15 protein-coding genes are annotated in these 13144 nt (G+C 39.9%); 14 read left to right on the plus strand and 1 reads right to left on the minus strand.

Annotated elements, in window-relative coordinates:
- Positions 1-28: 28 nt before the first annotated feature.
- Positions 29-2050 carry a methyl-accepting chemotaxis protein gene (locus ACOAOT_RS22635; RefSeq protein WP_420219013.1) on the plus strand — a complete coding sequence of 674 codons (2022 nt, stop codon included), beginning with the start codon at positions 29-31 and terminating at the stop codon, positions 2048-2050.
- Positions 2051-2126: 76 nt separating this feature from the next.
- Here ACOAOT_RS22635 and ACOAOT_RS22640 read toward each other — a convergent pair whose 3' ends face one another.
- Positions 2127-2369, minus strand: a complete 243-nt coding sequence (locus tag ACOAOT_RS22640) for an HPr family phosphocarrier protein (protein ID WP_420219014.1) — start codon at positions 2367-2369, stop codon at positions 2127-2129.
- Between the two features lie 187 nt (positions 2370-2556).
- On the opposite strand from ACOAOT_RS22640, the gene ACOAOT_RS22645 reads away from it, so the two are divergent.
- The 13 genes from ACOAOT_RS22645 (at position 2557) to ACOAOT_RS22705 (ending at position 13060) form a co-directional block, all read left to right on the plus strand.
- A complete protein-coding gene (locus ACOAOT_RS22645) occupies positions 2557-3525 on the plus strand; it encodes an AraC family transcriptional regulator (protein WP_420219015.1) in 969 nt (322 codons plus the stop codon).
- Positions 3526-3618: 93 nt separating this feature from the next.
- Complete coding sequence (locus ACOAOT_RS22650; protein ID WP_420219016.1) at positions 3619-4023, plus strand: hypothetical protein; 405 nt, start codon at positions 3619-3621, stop codon at positions 4021-4023.
- A gap of 24 nt (positions 4024-4047) precedes the next feature.
- Positions 4048-4968 (plus strand): DUF2156 domain-containing protein, encoded by a 921-nt coding sequence (locus ACOAOT_RS22655; RefSeq protein ID WP_420219017.1) that lies wholly within the window; start codon positions 4048-4050, stop codon positions 4966-4968.
- 3 nt (positions 4969-4971) lie between these two features.
- Positions 4972-6021 (plus strand): GNAT family N-acetyltransferase, encoded by a 1050-nt coding sequence (locus ACOAOT_RS22660; protein ID WP_420219018.1) that lies wholly within the window; start codon positions 4972-4974, stop codon positions 6019-6021.
- 72 nt (positions 6022-6093) lie between these two features.
- Entirely contained in the window at positions 6094-6825 is a 732-nt protein-coding gene (locus ACOAOT_RS22665; RefSeq protein WP_420219019.1) for an NAD-dependent protein deacylase, read from the plus strand.
- 31 nt (positions 6826-6856) lie between these two features.
- Complete coding sequence (locus ACOAOT_RS22670) at positions 6857-7846, plus strand: aldo/keto reductase (RefSeq protein ID WP_420219469.1); 990 nt, start codon at positions 6857-6859, stop codon at positions 7844-7846.
- A 47-nt stretch (positions 7847-7893) separates the two neighbouring features.
- Positions 7894-8091, plus strand: coding sequence for a DUF951 domain-containing protein (locus ACOAOT_RS22675; RefSeq protein ID WP_104437858.1), 198 nt, complete (start codon positions 7894-7896; stop codon positions 8089-8091).
- A 151-nt stretch (positions 8092-8242) separates the two neighbouring features.
- Positions 8243-8530 (plus strand): 30S ribosomal protein S6, encoded by a 288-nt coding sequence (gene rpsF, locus ACOAOT_RS22680; protein ID WP_104437857.1) that lies wholly within the window; start codon positions 8243-8245, stop codon positions 8528-8530.
- A gap of 22 nt (positions 8531-8552) precedes the next feature.
- Positions 8553-9005 (plus strand): single-stranded DNA-binding protein, encoded by a 453-nt coding sequence (locus ACOAOT_RS22685; protein WP_104437856.1) that lies wholly within the window; start codon positions 8553-8555, stop codon positions 9003-9005.
- A 20-nt stretch (positions 9006-9025) separates the two neighbouring features.
- Positions 9026-9292 (plus strand): 30S ribosomal protein S18, encoded by a 267-nt coding sequence (gene rpsR, locus ACOAOT_RS22690; RefSeq protein ID WP_097004577.1) that lies wholly within the window; start codon positions 9026-9028, stop codon positions 9290-9292.
- A gap of 393 nt (positions 9293-9685) precedes the next feature.
- The gene (locus tag ACOAOT_RS22695) at positions 9686-11053 is read left to right on the plus strand and encodes an AAA family ATPase (protein ID WP_420219020.1); all 1368 of its coding nucleotides are present in this window, start codon (positions 9686-9688) and stop codon (positions 11051-11053) included.
- Positions 11043-11924 (plus strand): RloB family protein, encoded by an 882-nt coding sequence (locus tag ACOAOT_RS22700; RefSeq protein WP_420219021.1) that lies wholly within the window; start codon positions 11043-11045, stop codon positions 11922-11924. The genes ACOAOT_RS22695 and ACOAOT_RS22700 overlap by 11 nt, the downstream gene beginning before the upstream one ends.
- Positions 11925-12478: 554 nt before the next feature.
- A complete protein-coding gene (locus ACOAOT_RS22705; protein ID WP_420219022.1) occupies positions 12479-13060 on the plus strand; it encodes a class I SAM-dependent methyltransferase in 582 nt (193 codons plus the stop codon).
- The last annotated feature ends 84 nt before the right edge of the window (positions 13061-13144 follow it).

Here is a 13144-nt window from a genome sequence, read left to right on the forward strand (position 1 = left end):
AGTATACTTACGAGGAGAAAGGATGTCTATGATGAACAAGAGAAAAAAACGCATATTTACAAAGCTGCTTTTCGGTATTTCTGCTCCAGTCATAGTAATATTAATTTTATCAGGGTTCCTGATTACTATGCAGGTAGGAAAAAGCATGGAACATCAGTCTATGGAAAATCTTAATTCGGCATCCTTAGCGGCGGCAAATCAGGTGGACTCTTTCCTGACTTTTTACCTGGCTGAGATGAAGAGTGCTGCGGCAAGCCAGCAGGTGGAAGAGTATTTAAAGAATGCCACTGGAAACGTCAGAATGCCTGACAGCCAGGGATATCCGGAGATAAAGAAAACCCTGGACAAGATACAGGCAACGGATAAGGATAACATTCTTGCTGCATGGGTTGCAGATCTGGATTTAAGTCAGGTAACCCAGTCGGACAACTTTACATCCGAGGAAGGATGGGATATCTCAAGCAGGCCCTGGTACCGGGCGATGGAACTGGATCACCCAATATTGACGGAGCCATATGTGGACGCCAGTACCGGACAGGTCATTGTCAGTGCCGTTTGCGGCGTATTTGACAGCAGCACTGGAAAACCCCTTGGTGTGATGGGACTGGATATTAAGCTGTCCCAGCTTGTGACTATTATGAGTAATTACAAAATCGGGACAGGAGGATTCGTGGTTCTGGCCACTGAGGGAGGACAAATTGTTTATCACCCCAACAATGATATGATTCAGAAGAATGTTTCGGAAGTGGAGATATCTGATAATATTAAACAGGCCATAACCGGACAGGCAGCAGGAAGCTATACATACTCCATGAATAAGGAAAATTATTTCGGTGCAGTAAATAAGGTGGGAAATTCCGGCTGGCTAGTACTCTCCAGTATACCCAGATCAGAAGTACTTGCTTCCCGCACGGCTGTTACTGTCACAATTGTCTCTGTCTTTTTACTGGGATCGGCACTACTGGTTCTCTTAATTATTCTTATTTCCAGACGGTTGACAAAGCCCCTTAAAAATCTGTCCAATGTTGCAGAACAGATTGCAGAAGGTAAACTGGATCTGGCTATGGAGAACTTTGATAATGACGAGATTGGTATGGTCGCTGCTTCATTGGGCAATACCGTGTTACAGCTGAAAGATTATGTAAATTATATTGATGAAATTACTTCTGTTCTCAACCAGATTGCAGACAAGAATCTGGCGTTCCAGCTGAAATATGATTACAAAGGGAATTTTGAGAAGGTTAAGAATGCCCTGCTTAAAATCAGCAGTACCTTAACGTTAACCATGGAGAGGATTGTAAATGCGTCGGAACAGGTAGCTTATGGATCACAGAACATAAGCGGAAGTTCACAGGCACTTGCACAGGGGGCAACAGAGCAGGCCAGTGCAGTAGAAGAGCTGGCTGCCACCATCAATGACATCTCTCATAACATTGATAAGAATGCCCAGGATTCCACCAGCGCCAATGAACAGGCGGTTGTAGCCACTGGTGAGCTGGAAACCAGCAGCAGACACATGGAGGCTCTGGTTACTGCCATGGAGGAAATCAGTGAGAATTCCAGGGAGATCAGCAAGATTATCAAGACCATTGAAGATATTGCATTTCAGACCAATATCCTTGCACTCAACGCGGCTGTGGAAGCAGCCAGGGCAGGAGAAGCGGGAAAAGGATTTGCCGTAGTGGCAGATGAAGTCCGCAATCTGGCCTCGAAAAGCTCAGAAGCGGCTCAGAATACCACACACCTGATTGAGAACTCCATTCAGTCAGTTATGAATGGCTCTGGCCTGGTAAAAGACGCAGCAGAGTCTCTTTCAACGGCAGTTGTAAGCACCCGTTCCGTATCGGAGATGATAGAACGGATCTCACAAGCCTCCGTCAGACAGTCGGAAGCAATCCGTCAGGTTACTGTGGGCATCGATCAGATCTCAGCAGTCGTACAGACCAACTCCGCAACTGCAGAGGAAAGTGCAGCTGCCAGCAAAGAGCTGTCTGATATGGCTGCAGTATTAAAAGAACTGGTAGATGAATTTCAATTAAATCGTAATTAATTTAAATAAGAGGCTGACGAAAACTAACAGATCATAGTTAGTTTTGTGAGGCCTCTTTTTGCTTTTTATGTAGTAGTTATGCAGTTTTTTGATTTACCAGAAATGGTGATAACGATTCCAAAACATCGTCATGATTGTTATTGTAAATGACCAGTTCAAGATCGCAATCAGACCAGATGGTCATGATGCCTAAAATAGATTTGGCGTCTATAACTATACTTCCTTTGCAAATGTCCATATCGCACTCAAAATGATTTGTCGCTTTAACAAAAGCCGTCGCTTCTTCCATGTTAGCCAAACGTATTGGATACTTTTTCATGATGTCTACCTCATTAGAAATTATATTGATTGTACAAAAATTAATACATAGCTAGATTATAGGACCAGTCTCATAAATAAGCTATGTCTAAATTTGTATAAAAACCGTCTTTTCTTGCAAATAATGTCATAGTGGTGATATAATTAATCGGGGGAAGTGCGAGTAGGTTTGCCGTTTGGAGGACAATATGAATGAAGAACTTCTGAAATTTTTGAGAAAGACATCGGAAGAAAAAAACGGTATTATCAAGGATGCATCTTCAATTTTGACATACTATGTAAGAGACTTAGATAGCAGTGTAGTGGATAAGGATATGATTATAGAAGAGGGCAGCATGATGGGGCTTTACTGTCAGCCTCACCACATAGCAATCCCGGATCATAGTCATAATTATGTAGAGCTTATTTATATGTACAGTGGCTGTGCTGTCCAGATTATTAATAAGACCGAAAGGATTAAACTGGAAACCAGCGACCTTCTTCTGCTAAGAGAAGGTACCAGTCATGCCATAGAGCCCTTAGGGGAAGATGATATAGCAATTCATTTTTTCCTAAAGCCGGAGTTTTTCTCTCATCCATCTCTTATTACAGAGGATGGGGGCATCTTAAGGCATTTTATTGCAGGTGCAGTATCTGAGAATCATTCGGTGGCGGATTATCTCCATTTCCGCCTGCAGGAAATTTTGCCTGCCAGGAACCTGTTGGAGAATATGATCTGGTCTCTGATGGTGGAAAAGAAGTGCAGGCAGGAGATTAATCAGGCAACCATGTCCATGTTAATTATGGAACTGCTTCATGATGCCGATAAGGTGGAATCCCATGATACGACACAGTATGAAGAGCAGATTGCTTTAACAGCGTATCAGTATCTGGAAAATCACTATACCACGGCTACACTGGAGGAATTTTCTTTAAAAGTCATGCAGCCAACTTATTATATCAGCCGGCTGTTTAAGAGGTACTATCAGATGACTTTTACAGAATGCTTACAGCTGATCCGTCTTTGCAGGGCAGCGAACTGCCTTACCTCATCCAACAAATCAGTAGAGGAAATTATACAGGAAATCGGTTATGAGAACAGCAGTTATTTTCACCGGATCTTTAAAGAACGCTATGGTCTGACGCCGAAGCAGTACCGGGATAAATCCAGGGATTAATTCTGAAAAGATTATGAAATATATGCTCATAACATTGACTTTGGCTGGATAGGTTATTATAGTTAAGGCAAAGAAAAGGGGCGATTATACAGCATGAATCAAATGAGAGATCAATTAATTCGATTTATGACGGGAAGATATGGCGCTGATAAATTAGGGAAATTTTTAACAGCGACGGCATTTATTTTATTTGTTGCAGGTCTGTTTATAAAGAGTCCCTGGGTGGATCTCATAGCTGTGGCAGTCCTGCTAATAAGCTACTATCGTATGTTTTCAAGAAATATCAGGAGACGCTTTGATGAAAATCAGAAATTTGAGCGGTTTTGTTTTGCTATCGTAGAAACATTTCGCAAATGGCGTTTCCGTCTGCAGCAGAGCATGAAGTTTCACATTTACAAGTGCCCGGGCTGCGGACAAAAAATCAGGGTACCAAGGGGAAAAGGTAAAATAAAAATTCACTGTCCCAAGTGTAATACTGATTTTATTAAGAAAAGCTAGTGATAAAAATAGAAGGGAACAATTATGAATTTACAATTTAAGCCAATTGAGGCGAGTGATGTTGAAAAGATAACTCCGTTTTATGCCCTGCGGCCCAATAAGACCTGTGATAGTGTATATCTGGATTGCTTTATCTGGAGAGAATACTACCATGTGAAGTACGCAATCAGCGACAATAAAGCATTACAGTTTCTGATGGAAAAGGATGGCCAGCCCTTTACAGCCATGCCTATGTGCCGGGAAGAAGATCTTTCTTACTATTTCAATGAAATGAAAGAATACTTTAATGAGGTTTTAAAAAAGCCTCTTCGAATCTCTCTGGCAGACGAGGCGGCGATTGAGTATTTAAAGCTGGATCCCGATCAGTTTGAAGTAAAAGAGGTAGAAGATTTAAAGGATTATCTCTATGACGCTCAATCATTAAGGACACTTTCCGGAAAGAAGCTTCACAAAAAGAAGAATCATTTGAACTCTTTTTTGAAAGAATATGAGGGAAGATATGAGTACCGGACTTTATGCTGTTCAGACAGGGACAGCGTGGTTGAATTCTTAAATGAGTGGTGGGAGAACAAGGTAGAGGCTGCAGAGTTTACCCGTCAGCTGGATTATGAAGTGATGGGAATTCACAGCATCTTAAAAAACTGCTCTTTTTTAAATGTAAGAATGGCAGGAGTTTTTATAGACGGAGTTTTAAAGGCATTTACCATAGGCAGCTACAACCCCTTTGAAAAAATGGCTGTTATTCATATTGAGAAGGCCGATCCCAATATTAAGGGCCTTTATCAGTTTATTAACCAGCAGTTTATCACCCATGCATATCCGGAAGAACTTATTTTGGTGAACCGGGAAGATGATGTGGGAATGGAAGGCTTAAGAAAAGCGAAGATGTCTTATTATCCCGTTGATTTTGCAAGAAAATACTCAGTGGTACAGAAGGGTTTCTAAACTATGGTACGGTATTTGAAGCAGGAAGAAAAAAGTGAAAGCCGGGCATTATGGGAAAAAGTTTTCTCCGAGGATTCCAAGAGCTTTCTGGATTATTATTATTCGGACAGAGTCCGCAAGAATAAGATTTTAACTGCATGGAGCGGAGATCAGCCTGCTGCGATGCTCCATCGCAATCCCTATGAAGTGGTGGTAAAAGACCGCATATGGAAGGTGGATTATATTGCCGGAGTGGCTACTGATCCGGATTTCCGTCATCAGGGTTATATGAAAAGACTGCTTGCCCGGTGTTTTTCAGATATGTATATGGAGCGGATGGAGTTTTGCTTTTTGGTTCCGGTTGATCCTGCTATTTACCATCCCTTTGACTTTACCTATATCTGCGATCTGCCTAAACGGGTGCTTAACGAAAAGGGAAGAACCCGGTTAAGCCGCCGTGCGTTTATGGAACGGTCTGATGACTGTAAGGAGGCCGCCAGATTTGTTGGCCGCCAGCTGGAAAAAAAATATGAGGTGTACGCTCACAGAGATGAGGAGTATTACCGGAATTTATGCAGAGAAGTAAGAAGTGACAGGGGAGACATGATTCTTCTTTTTACCAGAGATGAAAGAGAACGGCTTGCGGGTGTATGGGCTTATTACGGAGAACTTGCAGAGAACCAGCGGGAGCTGATTGTTCTTCCTGATTATGCAAAGGAAGTCGGTAATCTAAGACCTGCTGTAATGGGGCGCATCATTCATCTGGAGCAGTTTGTCTCCGTGATCAGGCTGAAAGAGGATTGTCCGGTCAGTGAGATGGAATTGTTTATTGAAGTAAAGGATGATTTTATACGTCAGAACAACGGTGTTTTTCGCTGGAAGCTTACAAAAGATGGATCTTCAATGACTCCGCTGTCAGATAATAATAAGATAAAACCTCATCTGGTTATGGGGATCAGCGAACTGACTTCCTGGCTTTTTGGCTATGGAAAGCCGGAGATTCCGGAAAACCGACAAACCATGGCAGACCGGATAAGACCTTTAAATGGAGTGTTTTTCGATGAAATAACCTGATTTTATAATTATGAAAATCAGTTACGGGCGGGTTCAGCTGAATCCGCCCCTGCAAGTTGGAGGGAAAAGTCGATGAATGAACAAAGTCTGTTAAAGGACTGGATCATGGAAAGCCAGAATATTGTATTTTTCGGCGGAGCGGGGGTATCAACAGAAAGCAATATTCCCGATTTCAGAGGTGTTGACGGGCTGTATCATCAGGAGTATGAGTATCCTCCGGAGACTATCATCAGCCACAGTTTTTACCGGTCCAAACCAAAGGAATTTTATCGTTTTTATAAAAATAAGATGTTATTTCCGGACGCAAAACCCAATCCGGCTCATCTGGCTCTTGCAAAGCTGGAAGAGATGGGGAAATTAAAAGCGGTTATTACTCAGAATATCGACGGACTTCATCAGGCAGCAGGGAGTAAGACTGTGCTGGAGCTTCATGGATCTGTCAGGAGAAATCATTGCACCCGCTGTATGAAGTTTTTTTCATTGGAAGAGATGCTCTCTTCCATGGGGGAGGACGGGATTCCAAGGTGTACATGCAGTGGGGTGATTAAACCGGATGTGGTCTTATATGAGGAAAGCCTGGATGAAGGTGTGCTAAGTAAGTCAGTCGCTTATATCTCCCAGGCTGATTTGCTCATTATAGGAGGGACTTCGCTGACTGTCTATCCGGCGGCTGGACTGATTGATTATTACAGAGGCAGCAAAATGGTGCTTATTAACAAAACCGTTACACCAATGGATGAGAAAGCCAATCTGGTGATCAGCGGCAGCATCGGGGAAGTGCTCCATGATGCAGTGGGAGTCTGAAGCGGTTCAGGATATAAAGGAGAGCAAAACGATGTATCAGGCGGCAGAAAACAGATATGACACAATGAAATACAAGCGTTGCGGGAGAAGCGGTATCATGCTTCCCATGGTATCTCTGGGATTATGGCAGAATTTTGGACTGGAAAAACCGGTATCGGAACAGAAAGAAGTTCTTTTAAGTGCATTTGACATGGGAATTACCCATTTTGACCTGGCTAATAATTACGGGTTTCCTGCACCTGGAAAAGCGGAAGAGAATTTTGGAACTGTTTTAAAGAGTGATCTGCTTCCTTATCGTGATGAGCTGATTATCTCTACAAAAGCTGGATACGATATGTGGCCTGGCCCCTATGGAAACTGGGGTTCCAGAAAGTATTTAATGTCCAGTCTGGATCAGAGCTTAAAGCGCATGGGTCTTGAATATGTGGATATATTCTATCATCACAGACCAGACCCGGAAACTCCGGTGGAGGAGACCATGGGGGCTTTGGCAGACATTGTAAAGCAGGGGAAAGCTCTTTATGCTGGAATTTCTAATTATGGTGAGCAGGAAGCGGTAAAAGCGATCTCCATGTTAAGAGACATGGGAGTTCCGTGTCTCATAGACCAGCCAAGATACAACATGCTGGAACGGGGAGCGGAAGATGGTTTGTTTGGAGCACTGCTGGAACATGGAACCGGGTGCATCTGCTACAGCCCTCTTGCCCAGGGAGCTTTGACAAACCGGTATTTAAATGGTGTTCCGGCGGATTCCAGGGCTGCCAGAAAGGGAACTACCATTGGAGGACGTTATCTGACTGAGGAACGGCTTGAGCAGATCAGACGCCTTGATGAGCTGGCTGGAAAAAGAGGGCAGACACTGGCGCAGATGGCGCTATCCTGGGTTCTGCGGGAACCGGCTGTGACCTCAGTGTTAATAGGAGCCAGCAGTGTAAAGCAGCTGGAAGATAATGCAGCGTGCCTTAAGAAGCTGTCTTTTACCCAAGAGGAACTGAAGGAAATCGATATTATTTTAAAATAGCGTCTTATTTAAAAGAGAAAATAAAACGTACGGGACAGGTGTATGATATGATCTATGAAGTTGGAGATGTTGTAAAATTAAAAAAGCAGCATCCATGCGGGAGCCAGGAATGGGAAATTCTGCGTGTTGGAGCTGATTTTCGTTTAAAATGCACTGGATGTGGCCATCAGATTATGGTACCCAGGAAGCTGGTGGAGAAGAATACCAGAGGATTAAAGGGAAAAGATGGGCAGCCAAAATCATAAAATCCCTATTATATAAGAAAAAAGTGATGAAAGTGGGAAAAGGACTTGCTTTTATCATAAATTTCCGGTATAATACTGTACCGTGACATATATTAATCCTTGCTCCTGAAACTGAAGTCAGGGGCCAGAGACCACAAGGAGGTAAACAAGCATGAACAAATATGAATTAACGATTGTTCTGAACGCAAAGCTCGAAGATGAAGAGAGAGCAGCTGCCATGGAAAAGATTAATGGTTACATTACTCGTTTCGGCGGAACTGTAACTGGCGTTGATGAATGGGGTAAGAAGAGATTAGCTTACGAAATTCAGAAAATGAAAGAAGGATTCTACTACTTCATCAAATTTGATGGCGCGTCCAATACACCGAACGAATTAGAAGAAAACGTTCGTATTATGGAGCCGGTTATCAGATACTTATGCGTGAAACAAGAAGCATAATAGATAAAGAAAGCGTGATCGTATGAACAGAGTAATCCTTATGGGCAGATTGACCCGTGATCCAGAAGTAAGATATTCCCAGGGCGAGCGTGCTATGGCCATCGCAAGGTATACCCTTGCTGTTGATCGCAGAAGCCGCAGAAGTCAGGACGGCAATGAGCAGACCGCTGATTTTATCAACTGCGTTGCATTTGACAAAGCAGGTGAGTTTGCAGAGAAGTATTTCCGTCAGGGTATGAGAGTACTGATTTCCGGAAGGATCCAGACTGGAAGTTATACGAATAAAGACGGCGTAAAAGTATATACAACAGATATCGTTGTAGAAGATCAGGAATTCGCAGACAGCAAGGGCGGCGCTCCAGGCGAAGGCGGCGGCTATCAGCCAACCTCCAGACCAGCTCCCTCCAGTGCAATCGGCGATGGATTTATGAATATCCCGGATGGAGTCGAAGACGAAGGACTTCCATTCAACTAAATCTAACAGGAGGTATACCAATGGCATTTAACAGGAATGATAAAGCTGATGGCGCTAAGATGAGAAGAGGCGGCATGCGCAGAAGAAAAAAAGTATGCGTATTCTGCGGCGAGAAGAATGGCGTTATCGATTATAAAGATGTAAATAAATTAAAAAGATACGTGTCTGAAAGAGGAAAAATCCTTCCCAGACGTATCACTGGCAACTGTGCTAAGCATCAGAGAGCACTGACTGTTGCTATTAAGAGAGCTAGACATATCGCTCTTATGCCTTACACTATGGAGTAAATCCTTATTTTATAAGGGTTTGCGGATAGGGTAAAGGAGATTTACTCAAAATTTACTCAAATCGGGATGATTTTTTCAGTGGAATAATGGCTGGGAAGAGAGTTTCGTGATATAGAAAGACTTCACATGAGAGTGTGGGGTCTTTTTTTCTTAATAGGAAATTCCTTATTTTTCAGTATTGTAGAAAAAAATGCCCCTGATTAAAAAATAACTTTAGGAAGAGCATAACATTGCCAGGAATGGAACATTTTTTAAAAAATAAAATTAATAATAAGTGAAAAAATAACATATTTATATTATCATACGGAGTATATTAGCGGTCTTATTGAAATAAATATTGATATATGTGAAAAAATCACATATAATAGTATTATTAGAAAGGGGATAATATCTATGTTAATTCGATTTGCTGTAGAAAATCATTTATCCTTCAAAGATATGACCGAATTTAATATGTCTGCAGGTAAGATTACTCGCCATAGTGATCATGTCGCTGAAAAAAATGGGAAAAGGATATTAAAGGGAGGCTTCATCTTTGGAGCCAATGCTAGTGGAAAAACGAATTTTATTCGTGCAATATCATTTGCAAAAAAAATTGTAACAAAGGGATTATCTAATGTTAGCTGTGATAAAAAGTATTTTCGTATTGAAAGTTCTTGTAAAAACAGACCCGGTATATTTCAATTTGACATATTTTCAGGAAATCATTTTTATTCCTATGGCTTTGCTATGTCATATACCAATATAAATATTGAAGAAGAATGGCTTTATCAAGTGGACGAAGGGGACAAATGTATCTTCCTTCGTAGCAAGTCAGAAAATGGGGAGATAGAATTTTCAAGTGATATTACTTTTAGCACTGCTTCACAGCAAGAACGCTTTAATGTATATTCTGATGATATAAAAAACCCTAAGATGGAAAAAACATTGTTTTTATCTGATGTACTTCTTCGGAGTCCTGATGATAAAGAATATCAACCATTCAGAGATGTAATGGAATGGTTCCAAAAATTAATTATTGTTTTCCCTGATTCCAAGTATGGTGGAATTACGCAATTGATGGAAGATGATTCCATACGTAAAGAATTATCTTTGTTATTAGAGTATTTTGATACCGGTATTAAATCCGTAAATAGTATTGAAAAAAATATTGATAAAATTTTCGCTAATATTCCAAAAAGTATGATGGAGTCACTAAAATTAGATATATTTAAAGAATTATCTGAACAAACTAAGGGTGCACTCATACAACGAGGGGACTCATTAATTGAAGTGAATTTGCGAGATGAAGATTTGTATGCAAGTGAAATTGTTACAAATCATGGAAATGATAACGATTTATTTGAGTTTGAGGATGAATCAGATGGAACAAAGCGTTTGTTTGACCTTATTCCGCTTTATCAACATGTAAGACGAGGGCATGTTATAATTATTGATGAATTAGATCGCAGCCTCCACACGAAAGCTACATTAGAATTTATTAAATATTTTTACAAGGTTACACTTAATTGTCCCGCACAGCTTATAGCAACTACCCATGACTCTAATATCATGGACCTAGATTTCCTTAGACAGGATGAAGTATGGTTTGTAGAAAGGCAAGAGGATCATAGTTCCCATATTTTTTCTCTTAATAAGTTTAAAACACGCTTTGATAAAAAAATAGAAAAAGATTATCTTTTAGGCAGGTATGGTGCCATTCCTATTTTCAATCAGTTGTTGTTGGATGAAGTGGAAGAAGGTGATAGCTGTGCTGACTAAAGCAAGCCGTTTTCGCTTGCGTTCATCTGCGTTTATTCGTGCCGAGGAAGAGAATCAAATTGAACCTAAAAAAGCACTTTTCCTATCTGTTGAGGGAGATGAAACAGAGCGCAATTATTTTGAACACCTTCAAAGATATATTGATATTTCAGGATACAATTCTCTTATTCATATTGAGATTTTAAGGCATAAGCGAGGGGATGGATATTCTTCACCTGAGCAAGTTGTTGAGCTGCTCAACGAATATGTGAATATACGCCATGGAGAGTTAATTCCAGAAGGATTACCTGAAACTTTTACAAACGAATACACAAAAGACATGATAAAAAGTTATCTAGAAGATCCCCATAGCTTTTCTAAAGCAGAGCGAAATAAAATCAATGATGACTTAATGAAAATAGGAATAGATTTAGAATATAGAAAATATCTAAAAATGTTCGACCAAGATAGCGACTGTTTTGCTGTTATTCTTGATAGAGACTGTGGTAACCATAGTCGACAATTAATGATTGAATGTATTGAAATTTGTAAAGAAAGGGGGTATGGTTGTTACATATCGAATCCATGCTTTGAGTTTTGGCTACTTTTGCATTTGTGTGATGTCAAACTAGAATATGCAGATAGGTTAACGGAGCTCTTGATCAATAAAAAAATATCAAAGCGTCATACTTATGTGAGCAATGAGGTTTCACAACGTGCGCATCATAACAAACAAATAAATGCAAATGTTTTTTTAGAAAAGTATTTGCCTCAAATACCTCAAGCCATTAATAATTCAAAAGGCTTTGCGTTAGATTTAGAAGAAATATTAGATGAGTTAGGTAGTAATTTATCTGAACTATTTCAGATTATTGGATATGATGGAGCTTAAGTGACAGTTACCTTTTACTCAAAATTTTACTCAAATCGGGATGATTTTCCTAGGCGGTTTACCGGTTGGGGATAGATTCGTAATATTGAAAGACTTCGCATGAGAGAGTGAGGTCTTTTTTAATTGTGAATCTGTTAATTGTTATGTAAATTTGCTTGTTATTAATGTTGTCCTTTTAAACGAATAATGTAGTGGCGCCTTAATTATAGTATATATGTAACTTTGGTTGAATAATATATAATTTACGTTATACTATAAATAATCGTTATTATACGCACTGTTATTAATAAAAAATCGAGTTATATAACTAAGGTAATCACTTATATGTCACAAGAACAAAATTTACTAGTTTATTGTGGCTAAACTATAAATATTAGAATCGAGGTTTGATAATGAACAAAAAAACCTTTATTCAATCTCCGATAGGAATTATTTTACCATGCATCTTCGAAATATTTATATTTCAATGCTTTTGTTTTTCCGATTGGAGACGGGAGTTAAACTCTTCATATGTATTTATTATACTTTAGATCAGTTATATGGGGGAAAATATTATGGCAGTGATTCAAGGATTAGAATGGACCTTTAATACAGTGGCAGAAAAATATGAAAGATTGCGTCCAGGATATGTACCAGAGTTATATATAGATATTTTGAGTTATATTCCAATTAATCAATCCAGTAATGTTGTGGAAGTTGGAATAGGAGGAGGTCAGGCGACATTACCAATATTGAAAACGGGCTGTAACCTGACAGCTGTGGAATATGGTGCGGAACTGGCTGAGCTATGTCGTAATAAATTTAAGGAATACCCCAATTTTTCTGCCGTAACAGCAAAGTTTGAGGACTTTAAATGTAAAGACAATACATGTGATTTAATATATTCTGCATCAGCATTTCACTGGATACCAGAGGAAGTTGGATATAAGAAAGTTTTTGCACTATTAAAAAGTGGTGGTGTATTTGCACGCTTTGCCAACCATCCTTATAAGGATAAGGGGAGAGAGGAAATAAATAATGCTATTCAAAAGGTTTATTCTGTATACATGCCCGGGACACTTAGTGATAATGAATATAGCGAAAATGCAGCAAAAAAACGTGCTTATATAGAAGTCATTACGGCTTTGTTGACATAAGTTATAAATTATATCATAGAACAAGAACTTTTACTTCGAAAGAATATACATCTCTCCTCGGTACTTACTCTGATCATATAGCAA

Source organism: Lacrimispora struthionigena (genome assembly GCF_048627165.1).
Lineage (GTDB): Bacteria > Bacillota > Clostridia > Lachnospirales > Lachnospiraceae > Lacrimispora.